This is a genomic window from Catellatospora sp. KI3 (assembly GCF_029948125.1).
In the GTDB taxonomy this organism is placed as follows: Bacteria; Actinomycetota; Actinomycetes; order Mycobacteriales; family Micromonosporaceae; genus Catellatospora.
Genome location: NZ_JASAMB010000016.1, coordinates 30,805 through 53,554 on the forward strand (window position 1 = coordinate 30,805; position 22,750 = coordinate 53,554).

The window sequence follows — 22,750 nt, forward strand, 5'->3', positions numbered from 1 at the left end:
TTCGGGTGCCCACGAGGGAGGCGGCTCGGGGCGAGTCCGCCGGTCGTGACGCTAGGTCGGGCGCCGTGCCGGGGCGGTCCGACGATCGCGGCGGTGACGGACCAGGCCCAGCTCAGACGGCCGCCGCCGGCATGCGGAAAGTCCCCGGTGCGGCCCGCCCCGGCAGCCCGGCGGTCGCGGTCGGATCGGGGCGGCCCGCCTAGAATCGTGATCGGACCGTCGCTGGAGGAGGATGTCGCAGGTGGGGCTGGTGCAGCACGGCGACGGCGAACCGGCCGACCCCCGGGCCGGGTTCGCGGCGGCGCTGGCGCAGCTGCGCGCACTCGTGCCCGACGCCTCCGACGAGGTGATCGCCAGGCGGGCCGGCTCGATCGCGCTGCCGTCGGGGCGGCGCGTCGCCGTCAACGCCCGCCGCCTCGGCGAATGGGTCAACGGCAGGTCGGTGCCGCGCGACTTCGAGCAGGTGCTGGCGCTGGTGCAGGCCGTCGCCGCGATGACCGGCGGCACGGCGGCCGGGGCGGCGCCGCTGCCGTCGCCGGAGCGGTGGCGGCGGCTGTGGCGGGCCGCGCACGAGCACCGTACCGAGCGCCCGGCGCCCCGCGCGCCCGCCACCGCCGATCTCGTCGTCGGCCGCCCGCCGAGCGACGCCGTGTCACTGCGGGACCGGACCGGGCTCGCCGCGGCGATCGACGCGGCGCTGGCCGACCCGGCCGTCCGGCAGGTGGTGCTGACCGGCCCCGGCGGCTCGGGCAAGTCGCAGCTGGCCGCCGCCGCCTTCCACCGGTCCCGGGGCGGCGGCGGGGTGTACGTGTGGGTCACCGCCTCCTCCCGCCAGGCCGTGCTCACCGCGTACGCCCGCGCCTGGCGCGCCCTGGCCGCCGCCGACCGCGAGCCCGGCTACGGCCACGACGAGGAGACCCAGGCCGACCTGCTCGTGGCGTGGCTGCGCGGAGCCCGGCGGCCGTGGCTGGTCGTGCTCGACGACGTCGACGACCCGGCCGACCTGGACGGGCTGTGGCCGATCGGCGACCGGGGCCGCAGCATCGTCACCACCCGCCGCCGCGACGCACAGGTGCTGCGCCCCGACGCCCGGGTGCTGCCGGTCGGCATGTTCAGCGCGGCCGAGTCGGTCGACTACCTGCGCAGCCGCCTGTCCGTACCGGCCGGTCCGGACGCCCCGAGCGACGCCGAACTGGCGGACCTGGCCGAGGCGCTCGGCCATTTCCCGCTGGCGCTGTCGCAGGCCGCGGCCTTCCTGATCGACAGCCGGACCGGGGTGGCGGCCTACCGGCGGCTGCTGGACGACCGGCGCGAGCGGCTGGCCGACCTGTTCCCGCCGTCGTCGCGGGCCGACGGGCACGACCGGACCGTGGCGAGCACCTGGCAGCTGGCCGCCCAGCGGGCGGCGGCGCTGGCCAGACCGGGCGCCGCCCTGCGGATGCTGGAGCTGGTGTCGGTGCTGGCGCCGGAGGGCGTGCCGCAGGACCTGCTGCTGACCGGCGCCGCCTGCGCCTGGGCCGGCGGCTCGCCCCGCGAGGCGCTGGCGGCGCTGCGCGCGCTGCACCGGCTCAGCCTGGTCACCCACGACGGCGCGACCGTGGCCACGCACGCGCTGGTGCAGCGGGCGGTGCTGGAGACGGTGCCGGAGCAGGCGGCGCTGGCCCAGGCCGCCGCCGACGCACTGGAGCAGCTGTGGGCGGCCGATGCCGGCAGCGGCCTGCCCGCGCTTTTCGACAGCGTCACGGCGCTGCGGCGCGCCGTCGGTGAGCAGCTGTGGCGCGACGGCATGCATCCGGTGCTGCGCCGCGTGGGAGAGCACCTGCTCGCCCTCGGCCGGACGGTCGCGGCCCGGGAGGTGGTCGGCGTGCTGCTGGCCCAGGCCCGCGAACGCCTCGGCGAGCAGCACCGCGACGTGTTGTTCCTGCGGATGCAGCTGGCGTGCGCCACCGGTGAGCTGGGCGAATCCGCGGCAGCCCACGCGGAGCTGGTGGTGGTGCGCCGCGAGGCCCAGCGGCTGCTGGGCGCCGTCCATCCGGACACCTTCGAGGCGCGGCTGAACGAGGCGCGGCACCAGGTGGATCTGGGCGACGCCGTGGCCGCCCAGGCCGACCTGGCCGTGCTGATCGACGAGGCGGCCGCCGCGCTCGGGCCGCGGCACCTGACGGTGCTGCTTGCCCGGCGCAGCCTCGCACTGTGCCAGGGCCTGTCGGGTGATGCGGACGCGGCCCGCGCCGGGTACGCCGCGATCACCGCCGACCTCGCCGAGTCGCTGGGACCCGCGCACCTGGACACGCTGATCGCCATGTCGCAACTGGGCAGGTGGGTGGGGGAGACCGGCGACGCCGAGGGCGCGGTGCGGACGTACACCGAGGCGGTGGCGGGAATGGCGGAGTCGGTCGGGCGGCTGCACCAGGAGACGCTGTTGGCCCGGCACAACCTGGCCTACTGGCGGGCGCTGGCCGGAGACCTGACCGAGGCGGTGTCGGAGTTCGCCACGGCCGTCGCCGACGCGCAGGCGGCGCTGGGGCCGCGGCACCCGACCACGCTGACGTGCCGGGCCAACCTCGCGTACTGGCGCGGCCGGTCCGGGCAGCCGGCGGAGGCGGAGCTGGCCGAGGTCGGGGCGGCGGTGGGCGAGGTGATGGGTCGGGACCACCCCCGTACGCTGCGGATCCGCCAGCAGCTGGCCGAACTGCGGCACGCGGGCGGGGACCCGGCGGGGGCGGTGGCCGACCTGACCGAGGTCCTCGCCGACATGCGGCGGGTCCAGGGGGCCGACCATCCGCGTACCCGCGAGGCGGTCGAGCTGCTGGCGTGCTGGGACTGAGGCCGGATCAGGTGGCCGGTGTGGTGACGCAGGCCCACTCATGCTGCGGCGCGGGAGCCCAGGGCGACACTCCGGCGGAGTTGCGTGCCCGGACCTTGAAGCACTTGTAGGTGCCGGGGGCCAGGCCGGTCCAGTCGAAAGTGGTCACGTTGGCGCCGACCGGCCTCGATTCGAGGCTGTCCATCACGCTGAACCCGTCCTCGTCGGACGAGTTGTCGACCCATCGCAGGCGGATCGTGCCCGAGTCCACCGCGGTCGCCGTCAGGTCGGTCGGCGCGGTCGGCCCAGAGCCGTCCAGGCTGACCGCGCAGACCCACTCGGTCTGCGCGGTCGGGAAGTACGGCGAGACGCCTGTGGCGTCGAAAGCGCGTACCTTGAAGCAGGAGCGGCTGGCCGGTGCCAGACCGGTCCAGTCGAGGGTGGTGATGTTCGCACCGACGTCCTTGGACAGCATGCCGTCGATGACGGTGAAGCCGCGTTCGCCGCCGGACCGGTCCTTCCACCGCAGCCGGATCGTGCTGGCGCTGATCGGCGTCGCGGTCAGGCCGTTGGGGGCGGTGAGCCCCGTCGCGGCGCTCGGCTTCGGGCTGGCGGCGCCGGGGCTCGGCACCGCGGTCGCGGGGCTCGGAGTCGCCGCGGCGCTGGTGGCGACGTCGACCGCCGCCGGGCTCACGGCCTCGGCGCTGGGACTGGGGCTGCTCGTCAGACTCTGCGGTGGTGCCTGCGCGGGGCGGTTGGCCACGAACGCGGTGACGGCGGTGGCCGCGACGACCAGACCGACGGCCGCGAAGACCAGCGGCCGCCTGGTGCTGCGCCGACCGGTGGCGGTCCGGCGGCCGGTGGGCACCGCCGCGACCGCCTGGGGCCGGGTGGGTGCGGTCGCCACGCCGGGCCGGTAGCGCGGCTGGTCCTGCGCCGACAGGCGGCGGGCCGCGTGGGCCAGGGCCTCGCCGGAGGGCCAGCGCCGGGCGGGGTCCTTGGCCATCGCCCGCTCCACCACCGCGCGGACGTCGGCGGGCACCTCCGGCGGCAGCGGCGGCGGGTCGTCGTGGACGTGCCGCATCGCGATCTCGACCAGGCTCTCCCCGGCGAACGGCAGCTGGCCGGTCAGGCACCGGTAGGCCACGACGCCGAGGGAGTACAGGTCGGACGCCGGGGTGGCCGGTCGGCCCATCGCCCGCTCCGGCGCCATGTATCCGGCGGTGCCGATCAGCAGCCCGGTCGTGGTGTGGCCGGTGGTGTCGGCCGAGCGGGCGATGCCGAAGTCGGTGACCAGCGCGCTGCCGTTCGGTCGCAGCAGCAGGTTGCCGGGCTTGATGTCGCGGTGGGTGACGCCCCGCTCGTGGGCGGCGTGCAGGGCCTCGGCGGCCTCGGCGACCAGCCGCATCGTCGCCGCCGGGCTCAGCCGGCCCTCGCGGGCCAGGGTGTGCGCCAGCGACTCGCCCTCGATGAACTTCATCACCAGGTAGACGCCGGTGGCGGGGTCGTCGCCGAAGTCGTACACCTCGACGACGCCGGGGTGGCTGACGGTGGCCATGATGCGGGCCTCGGCGCGGAACTGGTCGACGAAGCTCGGCTCGTCCGCCCCGCTCAGCAGGCACTTCACCGCCACGGTGCGGCTCAGCACGCGGTCGAAGGCCCGCCACACCTCGCCCATGCCGCCGCTGCCCACCCGCTGTTCGAGCTGATAACGCCCGGCCAGCACCGTTCCCGCACGGACCACCGCGACCACCTTCGCGAGCCGAATCCCTTCCCGACTCGCAGTAGGGTACGGCGCGGCCCCGCGTCCATCGAGGCGGGTCCCTGCCGCCTCAGGGCTGCTTCGACCTGGGCTGGGCGCGCAGGTGCGCCCGCTCGCCCTGCCGGCCGAACAGGCTGAGGAACTCGACCGGCTCGGACTCGGCCGGGCCGAACCAGTGCGGCACCCGGGTGTCGAACTCGGCCGCCTCGCCGGGGGCGAGCACCAGGTCGTGGTCGCCCAGGATCAGCCGCAGCCGTCCGTTCAGGACGTACAGCCACTCGTAGCCCTCGTGCGTGCGGGGGTCGGGTCCGCCGGACCGGTCGCCGGGCGCCAGCACGATCTTGTACGCCTGGATGCCGCCCGCGCGCCGGGTCAGCGGCAGCATGGTCATCCCGTGGCGGGTCACCGGCCGCAGGTGGATGCGCGGATCGCCGGTGGGTGGCGCGTCGACGAGCTCGTCGAGGGTCACCCCGTACGCGCGGGCCAGCGGGAGCAGCAGCTCCAGGGTGGGTTTGCGGGTGCCGGACTCCAGCCGGGACAGGGTGCTGACCGAGATGCCGGTCTCGGCGGACAGGTCGGTCAGCGTCACGTCCCGCTGGCGGCGCAGCGCCCGCAGGCGGCCGCCGACCGCGTCCAGGGCCTGATCAAGGTCGTGGTCCATGCCTCCAGTTTGCCAGATCAGCAAGAGCGTTTGCGGATTCGGTACGGCTCGCGCCAGGGTTGCCGTGGAGGTGGTCAGGATGACTGAGCAGCTGGCGGACAGCTATGACGTGGTGGTGGTCGGAGGCGGCGCGGCCGGGCTGAGCGGGGCGCTGATGCTGGGCCGGTCCCGCCGGTCGGTGGTGGTGCTCGACGCGGGGCGGCCGCGCAACGCCCCGGCCGAGGGCGTGCACGGGCTGCTGGCCCGCGACGGCATGCCCCCGGCGGAGCTGCTGGCCCGCGGCCGCGACGAGGTGCGCGGCTACGGTGGCCACGTGGTGCCCGGCGAGGTCGGGGCGGTCGCCAAGGGCGGGGACGGGTTCACCGTGACGCTGGTCGACGGGCGGACCGTCGCCGCGCGCCGCCTGCTCCTGGCCACCGGCCTGGTCGACGAACTGCCGCCGGTGCCGGGGCTGCGGGAGCGGTGGGGCCGGGACGTGGTGCACTGCCCGTACTGCCACGGCTGGGAGGTCCGCGACCGAGCCGTCGGCGTGCTGGCGGGCAGCCCGATGTCGGTGCACCAGGCGCTGCTGTTCCGGCAGCTCAGCGCCGACGTCACCTACTTCGCGGGGACGGTGCCGCTGGCCGGCGAGCAGGCCGAGCAGCTCACCGCGCGCGGTGTCACCATCGTGCCGGGCACGGTCGCGGCGGTGGAGACCGCCGACGACCGGATCGCGGGGGTACGGCTCGACGACGGCACCGTCGTCGCCCGCGAGGTGCTGGCCGTGTCGACCCGGATGGTGGCCCGCGCCGAGCTGCTCGCCGCGTTCGGGCTGCACGCGGTGGCCCATCCGTCGGGGATGGGCGAGCACGTCCCGGTGGTCGACCCGACCGGCCGCACCGAGGTGCCCGGCGTCTGGGCGGCGGGCAACCTCACCGACCTCAGCGCGCAGGTGGGCGCGGCGGCGGCCGCCGGCGCCCTGGCCGGTGCGGCGATCAACGCCGACCTGATCGCCGAGGAGGCCCGGGCGGCGGTCGCGGCGCTCAGGGGCTGACCGCGAGGGCGGCCAGGAACGCGTCGGTCAGCTCGGTCTGCCGTGCGGCGGTGAACCGGTCCGGGTCGAACAGCGCCTGCACGACCAGCCCGTGCGTGAACGACAGGGCGGTCGCGGCGACCTGGTCCGGGTCGCCCTCGGGCAGCTGGCCGAGCCGCTGGGCGTCGGCGGCGCAGTCGCGCAGCACCTGCCGGATGCGCTCGTAGCGGGAGGTCTGCGCGGCGAACAGGTCGGGGTCGGACAGCGCGACGTCCCAGGAGCCGACCCAGATCCGGTTCATCGCCGCCCCGTCGGGCGTCAGCGGCAGGATGTTGAGCAGGTGGGTGCGCAGCGCGGGCAGCCCGGGGGCGGCCGGGGCCGGGCGCGGCCGGTGCGCCGTGCGCGTCTCCAGGATGTCGAGGGCGTGGGCGATGAGTTCGCGCTTGCCGCTGAAGTAGTGGGTGACCAGGCCGGTGGAGGCGCCCATCGCGGTGGCCACCGCGCGCAGGGTCAGCCCGCCGAAGCCGTGCTCGGCCAGCACCTGCCAGACCGCGGCGGAGACGGCTTCGCGGCGGGAGTCGTGGTCGGCGCGGGCGGGTGGCATGCGTGCTAGCGTACATACCAAACGTTTGTTATGCACTTGAATGCCGCTCCGGAGGATCCGATGTTCGCGCTGCCCCTCACCGCCACCGCCCAGCTGCGCCCGCTGGAGCCATGGCACGCCGAGGAGTTCCTGGCCAACCTGGACCGGTGCCGCGACCACATCAGGCCCTGGGTGGGCGCGTCGTTCGTCGCCGACGACCTGCCCCAGGCCCGCCACGTGCTGGAGCGCTACGCCGACCGGCGCACCCGCGACGACGGCGGCATCTGGGGCATCTGGGAGGAGGACCGGCTCGTCGGCGGCGTCATGTTCGTGTCGCTGGACGCCAAGCGGGGCGTCTGCGAGGCGGGCTGCTGGCTGGAGCCCACCGCCGAGGGCCGCGGCCTGGTCACCCGGGCCGCCGAGCGCATTCTGGACTGGGCGATCCGCGACCGCGGCATCCAGCGCGTCGAGTGGCACGTGACAGCGGGCAACGTGCGCAGCATCGCCGTCGCCAAGCGGCTGGGCATGAGCCGCGACGCCGTGCTGCGCTCGACCCACCCCGACGGCCGGGGCGGGCGCAGCGACAGCGAGATCTGGTCCGTGCTGGCCCCGGAGTGGCTGGCCCGCCGGGCCGCCGGCGACGCGGACCGGGAAGAGCTCGACCGCCTGGTCGCGGCGTTCTTCGCGCTGTTCGCCAACGCCGACGGTGCCGTGCCGGACCTCGGCGCGATCCACCGCCTGTTCGTCCCCGGCGGCGTGATCGCCAACGGCGGGCCCGCGCGGCAGCTCTGCGACCTGGGCTCGTTCATCGCGCCCCGGCAGAAGCTGCTCACCTCGGGGGAGCTGACCGGATTCAGCGAGGAGGAGACGTGGTCGCAGACGGTGGTCTTCGGTGACGTCGCGCAGCGGCTGAGCCGCTACCGCAAGCGCGGGGTGCTGCGGGGCGAGCCGTTCACGGGCGGGGGGACGAAGAGCATGCAGTTCCTGCGTACCCCCGAAGGCTGGCGCTTCACCGCGGCGACCTGGGACGACGACCGCCCGAACGCCTGACCTGCCGGCCGGTCCAGGCGAGCAGCCGCGCCACCGGCCAGGTGTTGACGACCCGGTCGGCGGTGATGCCGCACCGGGCCGCCCGCTGGCAGCCGAAGGCCAGCCAGTCCAGCTGCACCGGGTAGTGGGCGTCGGAGTCGATGGCGAACAGGCAGCCGGTCTCGGCGGCCAGCCGCAGCAGCGGCTCCGGCGGGTCCAGCCGGTCCGGCCGCGAGTTGATCTCCACGGCCACGCCGTGGCGGGCGCAGGCCGCGAACACGGCCGCGGCGTCGAACGTGCTCTCCGGCCTGGTCTTGACCGTGGTACGGCCGCTGTCACGGCGCAGCACCCGGCCGGTGCAGTGGCCGAGGACGTCGGTGTGCGGGTCGGCGACCGCGGCGAGCATGCGCGGCGTCAGCACCTCGGCCGGTGCGCGCAGGTGGCTGTGCACGCTGGCGACCACCACGTCGAGCCGGTCCAGCAGCTCGGGGGTCTGGTCCAGGCTGCCGTCGGCGAGGATGTCCACCTCGATCCCGCTGAGCAGCCGGAACCCGTCACCGCCCCGCTCGGCGTTGTACGCGGCCACCACGTCCAGCTGCCGCGCCAGCTGTTCGGCGCTCAGCCCGCGGGCGATGGCCAGCCGGGGCGAGTGGTCGGTGAGCACCTGGTACTCCCGGCCCAGCGCCCGCCCCCTGTCGGCCATGGCCTCGATGCCGGCGTTCCCGTCCGACCAGTCGGAATGGGTATGGCAGTCGCCGCGCAGCTGTTCCAGCAGCTCCCGGGCGGCCGGTTCGAGCGGTACCCGCTCCTCCCGCAGCCGCACCAGGTACCCCGGCTCCTCGCCGGTCACCGCCTCGGCCACGACTCCCGCCGTCACCGGCCCGAGTCCCGGCAGCTCGGCGAGCGTCCCGGCGGAGATCCGGCCGACCAGTTCGACCTCGGTCAGCGCCCGTACCGCCTCCGCCGCCCGGTGGAACGCGCCCACCCGGTACCCGGCCCGCCCGAGGCGCTCCAGCTCATCGGCTATGCCGACCAGGCACGCCGCCGCCCGCTCGCGGCCCGCGGTCGCTGCCGTCACCGGCCACCTCCCTCCCGGTGATCTGCTACCCGCCCGTGGGGACGGGCAATCGGAGTGCCCGCCGCCGGGGACAGATATGGCGAATCGGTTTATTCCGGTGCGGGGTGGGAACCTGAACTGCCATGACTCAGACCCCGGAAGACGGCGCTGGTCAGCGCATACGTGAACGTGACGAACTCGATCCCCGCAGCTGGGACGCTCCTGGCCGGAGCACCGCGGTCGCCGATGACGAGCGGGATCCAGACCGGCGCGAACTGCGGGCCCTGATCGGCCAGTACGTCTCGCTGGCGGGCTTCCCGGCCGACGGCCGGCGGCTGGTTCAGTTCGCGGTGGAGCGGGACGCGCCCGAACTGGTACTGGAGCAGCTCGCCACGCTGGAGCCGGACCGGTCCTTCGAAACCGCCCGCGACCTGTGGCTTGCCCTCGATCTCGAAGCCGAGACCCGCTTCTGACAGGCGTCCGGCCCACCCGCCCTTGTTCCTGACCGCAGGTGGCGATCAACGGCCTCCTCGGCCCGTTGATCGCCACCTGCGGTCGCTCTGCGTACTTCAAAGCCACTGTTGGACCGCAGCCCGTGATCTACGGGGGGCGGGGTGGGAGTGATCGCAGGTTGCGGTCGCATTACGTGGCGGGGCAAGCCGCATGCGGGGCCAGCCGCGGGCCCGGTGCGGCTGGGTCTCGCCTTGTCCGTGCGGCGGAGCTTGATCGCTATTCCGGGACCGCGCCCGCGCCCGCGCGCGACGCGTAGACGCCGACCGGTCTCGGCACCGCAGCAGGGGCGTCTGTACGGCGGGCCGACCGCGGACCACGATCTTTCTGACTTGATCGCAGTCTGCGGTCGACTTCTCACCGGTTCTGGGCGGCGTGGCCGCGTCGTCTATCGGATCGGGCGTGCTGAACGTGGCGACTTCGTCGCCGGTCAGCATTTGCGGCCAGAGTGGGGCCTCTGGCACGGCGGGCTGACCGCGGATCGCGATCTTGCTGGCGTGATCGTAACCGGGGGGCGATCTCCTCACTCGGAGCGGGCGGCGCGTTCCTTGCTTGGAGCGGGCGGCGCGTTCCTTGCCTGGAGCGGGCGGCGCGTTTCTGCTTGCGGCGGGCGGTGCGGCGGCCTTGCGTATCGGGATCGGACGCGGTGAACGGGGTTCTGCGCGCTGATCGTCGGTTGTGGTCGTGGTGCGGCCTGGGGCCGGAGGGCGTTGCCGCAGAGCGTGATCTTCTCCGGGGTGACCGCTGCGGTCGGCTGGTCGGTCTGCGGGAGGTGGTCGCCCGACGGCCGGGTGGTCGACTCTTCGCGGGAGGAGCGGATCGGCCGTTCGGTCGTGCATCAAGCGGCAAATCGGAAACCGAAGTCCATCTCGACCGGGCGCCCAGACAAAGTCTTGAAACCCTAGCGGTTTAGTGGGATATTCATGGCGTGGTCGAGCCGGACCGCGCCGTCATCCGACGGATGCGCCCGGAGCGCGGCATCGGTGCTGCGTGAGGTACCTCGGTCGACCACCTGTACCTAGTCAGCCGTACCCCTTTCATTGCTGAAAAACCGACCGCGCCGGGGAACCGGTGGGGATCGGTGCGCTTCTGCGCGCCCCGAGGAGGACAGGTTCCGCATGAAGAACCGGATCAGAGCTACCGCCGCACTCGCCGTCGCCGTTGTACTGGCGCTGTCGGCGTGCGGTGGCAAGGACGACAACACCGGCACCCCGGCGTCCGACACCACCCTGCACATCGTCGGTTTCGCGGTTCCCGAGCAGGCCAACAAGGCGATCGCGGCGGAGTGGAACAAGACCGACGCGGGCAAGGGCGTCAAGTTCCAGACCTCCTACGGCGCCTCCGGCGACCAGAGCCGTGCCGTGGTCAACGGCCTGAAGGCCGACTACGTCCACTTCTCCGTCTCCAGCGACGTCACCCGCCTGGTGGACGCCGGTCTGGTGGAGAAGGACTGGAACGCCGGCCCGAACAAGGGCATCGTGTCCTCCTCGATCGTGGTGCTCGCGGTCCGGCCCGGCAACCCGAAGAACATCCAGGGCTGGGACGACCTGATCAAGCCGGGCATCGGCATCGTCACCCCGAACCCGGCCTCCTCGGGCGCGGCCCGGTGGAACGCGCTCGCCGCGTGGGGCCACATCACCGCCAACGGCGGCACCGACGCGCAGGCCACCGAGTTCCTGACCAAGCTGTTCGCCAACGTCGTCGCCCTGCCGGGCAGCGGCCGCGACGCCACCACCGCGTTCCTGGGCGGCACCGGCGACGTGCTGCTGGCGTACGAGAACGAGGTCGTCCTGGCCACCCAGGCCGGCGAGAAGTTCGACTGGGTCGTCCCGGCCACCACGATCCTGATCGAGAACCCGGGCGCGATCACCAAGAACGCCGACCCGAAGGCGAAGGACTGGCTGAGCTTCGTGCTGAGCAAGGACGGCCAGCGCCAGTTCGCCCTCAAGGGCTTCCGCCCGATCATCGAGGGTGTCGACACCTCCGGCATCAAGGGCGTCAAGGATGCGGCCAACCCGTTCCCGGCCCCGGCGAAGCTGCTCACCGTAAGCAAGGACTTCGAGAGCTGGTCGGCCCTGTCGAAGAAGTTCTTCGACGAGAAGGAAGGCATCATCGTCAAGATCATCGCGGCCTCGGGCAAGGCCAAGTGACGGCGACGGCCCTCACGACGGATCGGCCGGCGGTCTCCCGCCGGCCGATCCGGCATGGACGCCCCCTGACCTGGGTTTCCGGGGTCGGCTTCGGCGTCACGATGATGTGGTTCAGCCTGCTGGTGCTGATCCCGCTGGCCGCTGTCGTGGCCACCGCGGCAGCCGGCGGCTGGAGTAATTTCTGGGACGCTGTCACCAGCGAGCAGACGCTGGCCGCGATCGAGCTGACCGTCGGCACCGCGTTCGGGGTGACCGTGGTCAACGTGTTCATGGGCACCCTGATCGCCTGGGTGCTGGTCCGGGACCGCTTCTTCGGCAAGCGCGTGCTGGAGGTCCTGATCGACATCCCGTTCGCCCTGCCGACCATCGTCGCCGGCCTGGTGCTGCTGGCGCTGTACGGGCCGATCACCCCGATCGGCGTCGACATCGCCAACACCCGGGGCGCCGTCTTCCTGGCGTTCCAGTTCGTCACGCTGCCGTTCGTGGTCCGCACGGTCCAGCCGGTGCTGGCCGAACTGGACCGCGACGTGGAAGAGGCGGCGATGTCGCTGGGGGCGAGCCGGTTCACCGTGTTCCGCCGGATCATCCTGCCCAGCCTGACGCCGGCCATCGCGGCGGGCGCGGCCCTGTCGTTCGCCCGGGGGGTCAGCGAGTACGGCTCGCTCGTCCTGTTCTCGGGCAACCTGCCGATGAAGACGGAGGTCGCCTCGGTGCGCATCCTCAGCAGCATCGAGAACGACAACCTCGACAGCGCCGCCGCGGTCGCCACGATCCTGCTGGTGATCTCGTTCATCGTCCTGGTCGTCGTCGACACCCTGCAGCGGAGGCTGGTGCGCCGTGGCTGAGCTGTCCCACCACCGCACCCGCGCCCGCCGCGGTCCGATCGCCTACCTGATCCGCCTGCTCGTCATCGTGTACCTGTTCTTCCTGGTGGCGTGGCCGGTGTACCTGGTCGCCAAGAACACCTTCGCCGACGGTGTGGACAGCCTGACCGGCCTGCTCGAGGACCCGGACATCGTGCACGCCCTCGGCCTGACCGTGCAGGTGGCGCTCATCGCCGTGGTGATCAACACGGTGTTCGGCGTGGGCATCTCGATCCTGCTGGTCCGCTACGCCCTGCCGGGCAAGCGGTGGCTGAGCCCCCTGCTCGACCTGCCGCTGTCGGTGTCCCCGATCGTGGTCGGCCTGTCGCTGATCCTCGTCTACGGCGGCCGTACCGGCTGGTTCGGCCCGGCCCTGGAGGACGCGGGTTTCCAGATCATCTACGCCACGCCGGGCATCGTGCTGGCCACGGTGTTCGTGGCGCTGCCCCTGGTGATCCGCGAGGTCGTGCCGGTCCTCGAAGAGGTCGGCGAGGAGCAGGAGCAGGCCGCGCGCAGCCTCGGCGCCAACGCCCTGCAGACGTTCTGGCGCATCACCCTGCCGTCCATCAAGTGGGGCGTCATCTACGGCGTCGTGCTGAGCCTCGCCCGGTCGCTGGGCGAGTTCGGCGCGGTCAAGGTGGTCTCCGGCAACGTGCTCGGCGACACCCGTACCGCCACGCTGGTCGTGGAGGAGAAGTACCTCAACTTCGACAAGCCCGGCGCGTACGCCACCGCCTTCCTGCTCGCCCTCGTGGCGGTGGCCTGCATCATCGTCGTCTCCGCCCTCCGCCCTAAGGAAGACCGTTGAGCATCGAGATCACAGGAGTTTCCAAGCGGTTCGGGGACTTCGTCGCCCTCGACGACGTCTCCGTCAGCATCCCCTCCGGCGGGCTCACCGCCCTGCTCGGGCCCTCCGGCGGCGGCAAGTCGACGCTGCTGCGGATCATCGCGGGCCTGGAGACGGCCGACACCGGCCGGGTCGAGATCGAGGGCGTGGACGCCACCCGGCTGTCGCCGCAGAAGCGCAACGTCGGCTTCGTGTTCCAGCACTACGCCGCGTTCAAGCACCTCTCGGTGGCGCGCAACGTCGCGTTCGGACTGGAGATCCGCAAGAAGCCCAAGGAGGAGATCCGCGCGCGGGTCGACGAGCTGCTGAAGCTGGTCCACCTGTCGCAGTTCGCCGACCGGCTGCCCGCGCAGCTGTCCGGCGGGCAGCGCCAGCGCATGGCCCTGGCCCGGGCGCTGGCGGTGCAGCCCAGCGTGCTGCTGCTGGACGAGCCGTTCGGCGCCCTGGACGCCAAGGTGCGCAAGGAGCTGCGCGACTGGCTGCGCCGCCTGCACGACGAGGTCCACGTCACCACGGTCTTCGTCACGCACGACCAGGAGGAGGCGCTCGAGGTCGCCGACGAGATCGTCGTGATCAACGAAGGCCGCGTCGAGCAGGTCGGCTCGCCCGACGAGCTCTACGACCAGCCGGCCAACGACTTCGTCATGCGCTTCCTCGGCCCGGTCACCGAACTCGGCGACCGCCTGGTGCGCCCGCACGACCTGCAGCTGCTCACCGACAGCACCGACCCCGGCGCGGTGTCGGGCCGGGTCAAGCGGATCACCCGCATCGGGTTCGAGATCCGGGTGGAGGTGGCGGTCGGCGAGCAGGACGTGACGGTGACCCTCACCCGCAACGAGTTCCTGGCGCTGGACCTGCGGGTCGGGTCCGAGGTCCAGGTGCGCGTCGCGCCCGAGGTCGGCGCGGTCCAGGGCCGGCCGGAAGCGGTCGGCGCGGTCTGAGTCGCGAATGGAGTACGCGGGCCCGCGGGCCGGCGGTGGACGTTGGAGTCGCCCACCGACGAACCCGCGGGCCGCTTCGTGCGGCGCGCCGACCGGGCGTCAGCCGCTCGTCTCGGTCAGCCGCTCGAGCAGGTCGCGCAGCGTGGTGCCGTCCAGCATGCGGCCGGTCGCCGAATGCAGCGACTGCCAGAACCGCGGCAGCGCCCGAGCCGCTCCGACGTAGGTGATCGAGCTGGCCGGGCGGCCGCGGATGCTGCTCAGCTCGCCGCTGACCGCGCGCATGACGTCGCCGACGGAGATCCGTTCCGGGGGCCGGGCCAGGCAGTATCCGCCGTCGGTGCCGGCCCGGCTGCTGAGCAGCTCGGCCCGGCGCAGGTCGTACAGCAGCGGGGCGAGGTAGGTCGCCGGGATGCCCTGCAGCGCGGCCAGTTCGCCGGTCGTCACGTGCCCGCCGCCGACCGCGGCGATGGCGAGCATCGCCTGCACCGCGTAGTCGTGCCTGGCCGTGATATGCACTGCTCCGCACATTCCCGTTCGGACGGTCGGAAGTATTCCTACTATTTCTATAGATTATATGGGTTGCCTGGCCCCGCGGGCAATGGCGCAGCCCGTATGTCAGGGGAATGTAATTAACATTTCGCCCGAAGTATCTTCGCCACCCGCTAACAACGACTGATCAGCATGTTCGACATGCATCGATTCAACCGCCGGATGGTCGCAGGTCTCGTCGTCGCGAGCCTCACCGCACTGGCAGCCTGGAACCCCACCCCCGCCGCCGGCACCGACCAGCCCGGTGACGGCGCCCCGCTCGCGGCCGCGACCCCGCCCAACATCGTGCTGGTCCTCACCGACGACCTGGCCTGGAACCTGGTCCAGTACATGCCGCAGGTCCAGCGGCTGCAGCAGGACGGTATGACGTTCACCAACTACACCGTCACCGACTCGCTGTGCTGCCCGTCCCGCTCGTCCATCTTCACCGGCGAGTTCCCGCACGACACGGGCGTGTTCACCAACGGCGGCACCGACGGCGGCTTCGCGGTGTTCAAGGGCCGGGGCAACGAGGACCGCACCTTCGCCACCGCCCTGCAGAGACAGGGCTACGCGACCGCGATGATGGGCAAGTACCTCAACGGCTACCTGCCCGGCGACACCCAGGGCGGGGCCCTGCCCTACGTTCCGCCCGGCTGGTCGGACTGGCGGGTCGCGGGCAACGGCTACCCGGAGTACGACTACGACCTCAACGAGAACCACACGGTCGTCCACTACGGCAGCTCACCCGCCGACTACCTCACCGACGTCGTCTCCGGCAAGGGCCGCGCCTTCATCCGCGACTCGGTCGCGGCGGGCAAGCCGTTCCTGCTGGAGATCGCCACGTTCGCGCCGCACGGGCCGTTCACCCCGGCGCCGGAGGACCTGACGGACTTCCCGGGGCTGACCGCACCGCGCACCCCGGCGTTCAACAAGCTGCCCGCCGATGCCCCGTCGTGGCTGGCCGGCAACGAGCCGCTGACCGCCGCCGAGAAGACCGCCATCGACACCAACTTCCGCAAGCGCGCCCAGTCGGTGCAGGCCGTCGACCGGCTCATCCGGGACGTGCGCACGCAGCTGGCGGCCAGCGGCGTCGCCGGCGACACGTACCTGGTGTTCACCTCCGACAACGGGTTCCACATGGGGGAGTACCGGCTCACCCAGGGCAAGATGACCGCGTTCGACACCGACGTCCGGGTGCCGCTGATCGTGATCGGACCCGGCGTCGCCGCGGGCAGCACCCGGCCCGAGATCGTGCAGAACATCGACCTGGCGCCGACGTTCCAGCGCATCGGTGCGGCCGCGGTCGACCCGAACATCAACGGCCGCAGCCTGCTGCCGCTGCTCAACGGAGAGCCGGCCACCGGGTGGCGCAACGCCTCGCTGATCGAGCACCGCGGCCCGAACCAGGCCGCCGACGACCCCGACCTGCAGGCGGTGCGCGCCGGCAACCCGGTCACCTACTCGGCGCTGCGCACGGCGAGCTACACCTACGTCGAGTACACCGACGGCGAGCGGGAGTACTACGACCGGACGGCTGACCCGTACCAGCTGAACAACCTCGCGGGGACGCTGACCGCGACGCGCCGCGCGGCCCTGCACGCGGCGCTGGACGCGCTGGTGAACTGCCACACGCAGAGCGCCTGCTGGACCGCCGGGCACGTGACCGCCTGACCGGCCGCCGGTGCGGGACCGCCCCGGCCGTCCCGCACCGGCGCTGTAGCGACCTTGTACCCCAGGTGTAGTGACCAGGGCTACGGTCGGCCCGACATCGACGCGGGCGGGTCCGGACCGGGCTCGCCCAAGCTGTTGGGGAGGCCCGATGCTTACGAGAAGACGCCTGGTCACGGCTGGGGTGACCGCCGTCCTGGCCGCCGGGGCATGGACGGCGCCGGCGCGGGCCGCGCTGCCCACGGTCGACATGGAGGCGGTGGTGAAGGCCGCGCAGATCGACCCGCGCCGCGCCGACACGGCCATCACGCCGGGCAGCAAGGACAGTGTGCTGCTGGTGGAGCGGGCGCTGCGGGATCTGGGCCTGCTCGCGGCGACCTATGTCGACGGGCACTTCGGCACCAGGACGATCGAGGCGTACGCCGCCTACCAGCGGTCGCTGGGCTACACCGGGCTGGACGCGACCGGACTGCCCGGCCCGACCTCGCTGCGGCTGCTCGGCGAGCAGCGCTACACCGTGATCAGGTCCATCTCGCCCGGGGCGCAGTCGACCTTCCGGGGTGTGCCCGTCAACGCCCGTACCAAGGCGATGGTGCTGGAGGCCGAGCGGCTGCTCGGGTTCCAGCTGGCGTTCGACCAGGGCTCGTACAGCCCGGGCAACGATCCGACCTCGGCGGGGACCCACGACGGCGGCGGGGCGCTGGACGTCTCCGTCGCCGGGATGACGGCCGCCCAGCGGACCACCGTGGCCAGGCGGCTGCGGCAGGTCGGCTTCGCGGCCTGGGTGCGTACGCCCGCGCAGGGCGACTGGCCGTACCACATCCACGCGATCGCGCTGGCCGACACGGACCTGTCCACCCCGGCCCGCAACCAGGCCGGCGACTACTACCTGGGCCTCAACGGGCTGGCCAACCGGGCGCCCGACGACGGTCCGGCGGTGACGCCGAAGCTGACCTGGGAGGAGTACCAGCGCCTCTGACGGTCGTCAGCCCGGTTCGACCTCACCGGCCACCCACGCGAGATAAGCGGGGTGGCCGGCCGTGACCGGCAGGCACAGGATCTCGGGCACGTCATAGGAGTGGTTCTCCCTGATGACACCCTCCAACCGGGGGTACGCGGCCGCGCTGGTCTTGAACGTGATCCGCCACTCCTCGGCCGTCTCCACCGCCCCCTGCCACCGGTAGGTGCTCGTGACCGGCCCGTCCACCTGCGCACAGGCCGCGGCGCGCGCCTCGACGCCCGCGGCGGCGAGCGCGTCCGCGGCCGCCCGCGAGTCAGCGGTCGTGACGACCTGAACGAAGTGATCCACCGCGACATCCTGCCACGATCGGCCCCCGCCGGCCGCGACCGATACGACCTACGGCCCTCAGGATCTCGCCGGGCGGGCGGCGGCCACCGGGGTGGTGGGCCAGGCTCGGGCGGCTTCGGCGCTCATGGGGCGGGCGAACAGGTAGCCCTGGCCGTAGGGGCAGCCCGCGCGCAGCAGCTGGTCGAGTTCGGACTGCTGCTCGACGCCCTCGGCGACCGCGTCGAGGTTCATCGTGCGGGCCAGGGTGACGATGCCCGCCACCAGGTCGGCCTGGTGCTGGGAGGTGGTGCTGCCGCTGGTGAAGACCCGGTCGAGTTTGAGCACGTCCAGCGCGGTGTGGCGCAGATAGTTCAGGGCCGAGTAGCCGGTGCCGAAGTCGTCGATGGCCACCCGTACCCCCGCGTGCCGCAGGCTGGCCAGGTCGTGCCAGACCTGCTCGTCGTCGCGCAGCAGCAGCGTCTCGGTGATCTCCAGGAGCAGGCGCCGGGCGGGCAGGCCGGTCACCTCGAGCGTGTGCAGCACGTGGCCGGCGAACCCGGCGGCGCGGAACTGGCGGGCCGAGACGTTGACGCTGACGTACGGCGCGGTGCCGTCCAGGCCCGTGGGCCAGGTCGCGGCGGCGGTGGCGGCCTCGGTCAGGGCCCAGTTGCCGATGGCCACGATCGCACCGGTGTCCTCGGCGATCTCGATGAACCGGCCCGGCATGAGCCTGCCCCGGGTGGGGTGGTCCCAGCGCAGCAGCGCCTCGAAGCCGACGGTGGCGCGGTCGGCCAGGCGCACGATCGGCTGGTATTCGAGCAGGAACTCGCCGTTGGGCAGGGCCTGCTCCAGCTCGGCGCGCAGCTGCAGGCGTTCGGCGGTCTGCGTGTCCAGGCTGGGGTCGTGCCGCAGCCACCGGCCCTTGCCCTGGGCTTTGGCGGCGTACAGGGCGACGTCGGCCTGGCGCAGCAGGTCCGCGGCGCTGTGCCCGTCGGCGGTGAACGCGACGCCGACGCTGGCGCGGCCGGAGACCAGCCGCCCGTCGAGGTCGAACGGCCGGGCCAGGGCGGCCACGATGCGGTCGGCGACGGAGTAGACCGTCTGCGGCGCGGTCGCGTCCTCCACCAGCACCGCGAACTCGTCGCCGCCCAGCCGCGCGGCGACGTCGTACGGCCGCAGCTCGCCCACGATGCGCTCGGCCGCCAGGCGCAGCAGCCGGTCGCCGGCCTCGTGCCCGAGGCTGTCGTTGACCAGCTTGAAGTCGTCGAGGTCGAGGTAGAGCACGCCGGCGTGGGAGCCGAGGCGCTGGGCCCGCGCGGTGGCCTCCGACAGCCTGCGCCGGAACGCGGTGCGGTTCATCAGCCCGGTCAGCGAGTCGTGGTAGGCGTGGAACTCCATCTCGCGCTGCAGCCGCCGCTGCACCGTCACGTCGCGCAGGGTCACCACGATGCCCGCGATGGCCGGTTCGCCCCGCAGGTCCCGGCAGATCGCCTCGGCCTCGACGCGCTGGCCGTCGCAGCGCAGCACGGTCCAGTCGGCGACGCTGCCGGTCGGGCCGCCCGGGGCGGTCTTGAGCTGCTCGCGTACGGCGGCGCGGCCGTCGGGGCCGGTCTGCTCGACCAGGTCGGCGCCCAGCAGCTCGCACTGGCCGAACATGCTGGGCGCCGACGGGCTGGCGTAGCGGACGCGCAGGTCGTCGGCGTCGAGGATGAGGATGACGTCGGTGGCGTTCTGCACCAGGGCGCGGAAGTACTGCTCGCTGTCGCGCTGGGTGATCTGCCGGGCCAGGGTGACCCGGTCGAGTGCGAGCGCGGCCTGCGCGGTCAGCGTCTCGACCGGCGCCTGGAGCAGCTGCAGCAGCTCCAGGTCACCGCCGACGAGCACGGCGCCCTCCTCGGCGCCGCTGTCGCCGTCGCGGTCCAGCCGGATCGGGCAGGCCAGCGCGTGGCTGAACGGCGCGATCGCGGTCGCGGCGACGGGCGGCAGGGTCGCGGCCTCGACGAGGTCGCAGGTGGCGGCGATCCGGTCCAGGTCGGGCCGCCCGCGCGGCCCCATGATCATGCGGAAGGTGTGCGGGCTGCCCCGGGCCAGGCGGTGCACGGCCGTGGCCAGCGTGTCGCGCACGCTGTGCGCGTCGTGGGCGGAGACCAGCCCGGCCGAGGTGGTGCGCACGATGTCGGCGCGGGCCGCGTAGTCGCGGCGGTCACTGATCATGGTGGAGACCCGGGCGGCGACCAGCAGCGTGGTGATGCTGGCGCAGACGGCGATGGCGGGGGTGTGCAGGACGCCGCCGCGGGCGGCCTCGTACACGAGCAGGGCCGAGGGCAGTAGGGCCGCGCCCAGCAGGGAGAACTGGCGGGCGGTGCTGAGCCGGCGCGGTGCGGGCAGCGGCCGGCCGAGTTCGACCATGGACGGGTGCAGGGCGGCGGCCGCCCAGCCGCCGTAGAACAGCAGCCAGCCGAGGTCGACGGGCCCGCCGACGGGTCCGTGGCCGCGCAGGCGCGACAGCGCGTACACCAGATCGGTGACCAGCAGTCCGGCGGCGCCGACGGTCATCAGCAGCACCGCCGGGGTGAACCGGCGTACCACGATGAGGCGGCCGATGGTGGCCAGGACGAGCACGTCGCCGACCGGGTAGGCCACCGACAGCAGGCGCTGGCCGGTCGACAGGCTCGGGTCGGCCAGGTGCGGGGTGACCAGGAAGACCCACATGAGCAGCCCCAGGCCGCTGACGAGGATCATCGTGTCCAGCGGGACGGCGGCGCGGGTGCGGCGTCGGCCGGGCCGGGCCAGGCCGAGCAGTCCGGCGGCCAGCGCCGGGTACATGGCCAGGTAGAACAGGTCGGCCGAGGACGGGAAGAGCTCCGCCGCGTGCCGGTAGCCGAGCACCAGGTCGTAGTCGGTGTCGCCCAGGAACAGCAGCGTCACCGCCAGGCACAGCAGCCACCAGGGCCGGGCCGGCTCCGGTCGGTTGCGCAGCACGCCGTAGCCGATCGCGGCGGCCGAGAGCGCGCCGATCGCGGCCCATACGACGTCGTCGAAGGGGCTGGGCAGGGCGAAGAAGCCCACCATTCCCATGATCCACAGTCCTGCGTAGATCATGACGGGTTTCGGGAGCATCGTCCCTCCCTGGCGCGGGGGTGTGGTGCGCTGATCGCCGCCCGTGCCCCACGCCGTCCGGTTCCGGGCGCTTCTGACCTGCGCCGCTGCCTAAAGCAGGCGTCAACCTCTACCTGCGATAACTGAGAGTTACCTGAACATCGCCATCAGCAACCGCCCACCCGCTACCCCGTGCGGACCGTGGTGCAGTTTCGGGGAAAGTGCGGGAATCTTGGACCGTTTTCGGGCAGTTTCCCCGAAACTGCACCCTCCCGGTTCACGCGTGGGTGGGGGCGGGGGCGGGGTGGTGGTCGGTGCGCAGTGCTGCGTACGCGGTGGTGGGGTCGTCGGCGAAGAAGCGGATCGTGTGCACCTCGACCTGGCGGCCCAGCGGGCGGGTGGCCGGCACGGGTGCGGAGAGTTCGACGACCAGGTTGGTCTGGCTGTTGACGGCCAGCGCGAGCACGCCGTCCTCGACCCGGAGCATGCCGGTCTCGTTGCGGTTGACCCGGTGCCGCGCCGCCTTGACCAGCGTGCGGGGGATGCGCAGGTCGAAGAAGGCGCCGTGCCGGATCCGGATCTCGTCGGCGGAGACCACGTGCGGGCGGGTGACGTAGCAGGCGATCACGGCGAGGGCGATCAGGATGCCGTACGCGTCGATCCCCAGCACCACGGCCCGCAGCCCGCCGGGCGCGTGCCACGAGCGCAGCAGGATCTCGACGCCGACCAGCTCGATCACCGACGCCGTCAGGAAGCCGAGCATCAGCACGGTGACCTCGCGGTAGTACGACACCGCGGTCGCGCCGGGCGGCACCCCGTGGCGGCGCCGGGTCACCCACAGCACCAGGCTGACCATGCCCTGGGCGTCGAAGCTCATCAGCCGCCGCACCTGCACCGGCACCAGCTGCTCGTACGCCCCGCGCAGCGCGGCCCGCGGATCGTCGCCGCCGCGCCGCCGCGTGCGGTACACCTGCCACAGGGCGGCCGCCTCCAGCAGGAGCACCCCCAGGACCAGCACCTCGACAGCCGTCACGACCGGCGGCGGCAGCGCCACCCCGGACACGAGCAGCACCATGATCCCCGCCTCCAGGGGCAGCGCCGTGTACAGGGCGGCGCGGGCGGTCCGCAGCATCATGCGCGCTCCTTCAGGGCGGTCACCATCAGCCGCAGCACCTCGGCCTGGGCGGGGGACAGCTCGGTGCTCATCAGCTCGAACCAGCGGCCGTGCTCGGGGTCGTCCAGGCTGGCCACCGCGGCCGCGGCCATCTCGGCGGGCAGGTGCGCGGCGAGCTCGGCCGCCAGCGCGGCCACCCGGGGATCGGCCGGGTCGGCGTCGGCCAGGGCGTCCATCCGGGCGGTGAGCGCATGCCCGCGCTCACGGGCGCCGGGCTCGGTGAGCGGCTGGAACATGGCCAGGACCTGTTCGCGTACGGCCGGATCGGCGCCGGTGTCGATCAGCGAGATCACATCGCGGTCCAGCGCCGCGAACGCCGAACCGGCCGGGTGCAGGTCGCGCAGCGCGTCGGCCAGGTCCGGCGCCACGGTCGCGTCGGGGTCGAGGTCGCCGTCGGCCAGCAGCGCGGCCAGCCGGGCCCGGCGCACGGTGATCGCCTGCTGCTGGCGGGCCAGGTCAGCGTCGAGCTCGGTCAGCACCTCGCGCAGCTCCCGCCCCCGGTCGTCGGCCAGCACGTCGCGGATCTCGTCCAGCGACAGGCCCAGCTCGGCCAGCCGCCGCACCCGGGCCAGCGCGACGGCGTCCCGCAGCCGGTATTCGCGGTAGCCGGCGGGGGTCCGCTCGGGTTCGGGCAGCAGCCCGAGGTGGTGGTAGTGGCGCACGGTCCGAGTGGTGACCCCGACCAGCGCGGCCAGCTCGCCGATACGCATGGCCACCATTAGAGACGTTGACGCTACGTCAAGGTCAAGTCGGCCTGCCCGCGCGTTTC

At 73.2% G+C, this 22,750-nt stretch carries 18 protein-coding genes and 1 pseudogene; 10 read left to right on the forward strand and 9 right to left on the reverse strand.

Going from position 1 to position 22,750, the window contains the following annotated elements:
• Window positions 1-232: 232 nt before the first annotated feature.
• On the forward strand, window positions 233-2,827 hold the full coding sequence (locus tag QEZ54_RS23685; RefSeq protein ID WP_281306911.1) for a tetratricopeptide repeat protein: 2,595 nt from the start codon (window positions 233-235) through the stop codon (window positions 2,825-2,827).
• Between the two features lie 7 nt (window positions 2,828-2,834).
• Here QEZ54_RS23685 and QEZ54_RS23690 read toward each other — a convergent pair whose 3' ends face one another.
• Window positions 2,835-4,550 (reverse strand): protein kinase, encoded by a 1,716-nt coding sequence (locus QEZ54_RS23690; RefSeq protein WP_281306912.1) that lies wholly within the window; start codon window positions 4,548-4,550, stop codon window positions 2,835-2,837.
• Window positions 4,551-4,638: 88 nt separating this feature from the next.
• Window positions 4,639-5,229, reverse strand: coding sequence for an XRE family transcriptional regulator (locus QEZ54_RS23695; protein ID WP_281306913.1), 591 nt, complete (start codon window positions 5,227-5,229; stop codon window positions 4,639-4,641).
• A gap of 79 nt (window positions 5,230-5,308) precedes the next feature.
• Between QEZ54_RS23695 and QEZ54_RS23700 the strand changes: the two genes are divergently transcribed.
• The gene (locus QEZ54_RS23700) at window positions 5,309-6,262 is read left to right on the forward strand and encodes an NAD(P)/FAD-dependent oxidoreductase (RefSeq protein ID WP_281306914.1); all 954 of its coding nucleotides are present in this window, start codon (window positions 5,309-5,311) and stop codon (window positions 6,260-6,262) included.
• Here QEZ54_RS23700 and QEZ54_RS23705 read toward each other — a convergent pair.
• The gene (locus QEZ54_RS23705) at window positions 6,252-6,845 is read right to left on the reverse strand and encodes a TetR/AcrR family transcriptional regulator (protein ID WP_281306915.1); all 594 of its coding nucleotides are present in this window, start codon (window positions 6,843-6,845) and stop codon (window positions 6,252-6,254) included. The genes QEZ54_RS23700 and QEZ54_RS23705 overlap by 11 nt on opposite strands.
• Before the next feature lie 60 nt (window positions 6,846-6,905).
• On the opposite strand from QEZ54_RS23705, the pseudogene QEZ54_RS23710 reads away from it, so the two are divergent.
• Window positions 6,906-7,454 (forward strand): annotated as a pseudogene (locus QEZ54_RS23710) (GNAT family protein); the annotation flags it as partial.
• A 379-nt stretch (window positions 7,455-7,833) separates the two neighbouring features.
• Here the strand turns inward: QEZ54_RS23710 and QEZ54_RS23715 are convergent.
• The gene (locus tag QEZ54_RS23715) at window positions 7,834-8,931 is read right to left on the reverse strand and encodes a PHP domain-containing protein (protein WP_281306916.1); all 1,098 of its coding nucleotides are present in this window, start codon (window positions 8,929-8,931) and stop codon (window positions 7,834-7,836) included.
• A 122-nt stretch (window positions 8,932-9,053) separates the two neighbouring features.
• On the opposite strand from QEZ54_RS23715, the gene QEZ54_RS23720 reads away from it, so the two are divergent.
• The 5 genes from QEZ54_RS23720 (at window position 9,054) to QEZ54_RS23740 (ending at window position 14,221) form a co-directional block, all read left to right on the forward strand.
• Complete coding sequence (locus QEZ54_RS23720; RefSeq protein WP_281306917.1) at window positions 9,054-9,383, forward strand: DUF2795 domain-containing protein; 330 nt, start codon at window positions 9,054-9,056, stop codon at window positions 9,381-9,383.
• 1,155 nt (window positions 9,384-10,538) lie between these two features.
• Window positions 10,539-11,570, forward strand: a complete 1,032-nt coding sequence (locus QEZ54_RS23725; RefSeq protein ID WP_281306918.1) for a sulfate ABC transporter substrate-binding protein — start codon at window positions 10,539-10,541, stop codon at window positions 11,568-11,570.
• Window positions 11,567-12,415, forward strand: a complete 849-nt coding sequence (cysT, locus tag QEZ54_RS23730) for a sulfate ABC transporter permease subunit CysT (RefSeq protein WP_281306919.1) — start codon at window positions 11,567-11,569, stop codon at window positions 12,413-12,415. The genes QEZ54_RS23725 and cysT overlap by 4 nt, the downstream gene beginning before the upstream one ends.
• Complete coding sequence (locus QEZ54_RS23735; protein WP_281306920.1) at window positions 12,408-13,241, forward strand: sulfate ABC transporter permease subunit; 834 nt, start codon at window positions 12,408-12,410, stop codon at window positions 13,239-13,241. The genes cysT and QEZ54_RS23735 overlap by 8 nt, the downstream gene beginning before the upstream one ends.
• Complete coding sequence (locus tag QEZ54_RS23740) at window positions 13,238-14,221, forward strand: sulfate ABC transporter ATP-binding protein (protein WP_281306921.1); 984 nt, start codon at window positions 13,238-13,240, stop codon at window positions 14,219-14,221. Before QEZ54_RS23735 ends, QEZ54_RS23740 begins: the two co-directional genes overlap by 4 nt.
• Before the next feature lie 99 nt (window positions 14,222-14,320).
• Here the strand turns inward: QEZ54_RS23740 and QEZ54_RS23745 are convergent, their stop codons facing one another.
• Window positions 14,321-14,737 carry an Rrf2 family transcriptional regulator gene (locus QEZ54_RS23745; protein ID WP_281306922.1) on the reverse strand — a complete coding sequence of 139 codons (417 nt, stop codon included), beginning with the start codon at window positions 14,735-14,737 and terminating at the stop codon, window positions 14,321-14,323.
• 174 nt (window positions 14,738-14,911) lie between these two features.
• Here QEZ54_RS23745 and QEZ54_RS23750 point away from each other — a divergent pair, with 174 nt between their 5' ends.
• Both QEZ54_RS23750 and QEZ54_RS23755 read left to right on the forward strand, forming a co-directional pair.
• Window positions 14,912-16,423, forward strand: a complete 1,512-nt coding sequence (locus QEZ54_RS23750) for a sulfatase (protein ID WP_281306923.1) — start codon at window positions 14,912-14,914, stop codon at window positions 16,421-16,423.
• A gap of 148 nt (window positions 16,424-16,571) precedes the next feature.
• Window positions 16,572-17,399 carry a peptidoglycan-binding domain-containing protein gene (locus QEZ54_RS23755; RefSeq protein WP_281306924.1) on the forward strand — a complete coding sequence of 276 codons (828 nt, stop codon included), beginning with the start codon at window positions 16,572-16,574 and terminating at the stop codon, window positions 17,397-17,399.
• Window positions 17,400-17,405: 6 nt separating this feature from the next.
• Here QEZ54_RS23755 and cutA read toward each other — a convergent pair whose 3' ends face one another.
• The 4 genes from cutA to QEZ54_RS23775 form a co-directional block, all read right to left on the reverse strand.
• Window positions 17,406-17,729 carry a divalent-cation tolerance protein CutA gene (gene cutA / locus QEZ54_RS23760; protein WP_281306925.1) on the reverse strand — a complete coding sequence of 108 codons (324 nt, stop codon included), beginning with the start codon at window positions 17,727-17,729 and terminating at the stop codon, window positions 17,406-17,408.
• Window positions 17,730-17,786: 57 nt separating this feature from the next.
• On the reverse strand, window positions 17,787-20,828 hold the full coding sequence (locus tag QEZ54_RS23765) for an EAL domain-containing protein (RefSeq protein WP_281306926.1): 3,042 nt from the start codon (window positions 20,826-20,828) through the stop codon (window positions 17,787-17,789).
• Between the two features lie 256 nt (window positions 20,829-21,084).
• The gene (locus QEZ54_RS23770; RefSeq protein ID WP_281306927.1) at window positions 21,085-21,942 is read right to left on the reverse strand and encodes a hypothetical protein; all 858 of its coding nucleotides are present in this window, start codon (window positions 21,940-21,942) and stop codon (window positions 21,085-21,087) included.
• Window positions 21,939-22,691 carry a MerR family transcriptional regulator gene (locus QEZ54_RS23775; RefSeq protein WP_281306928.1) on the reverse strand — a complete coding sequence of 251 codons (753 nt, stop codon included), beginning with the start codon at window positions 22,689-22,691 and terminating at the stop codon, window positions 21,939-21,941. Before QEZ54_RS23775 ends, QEZ54_RS23770 begins: the two co-directional genes overlap by 4 nt.
• Between the last annotated feature and the right edge of the window lie 59 nt (window positions 22,692-22,750).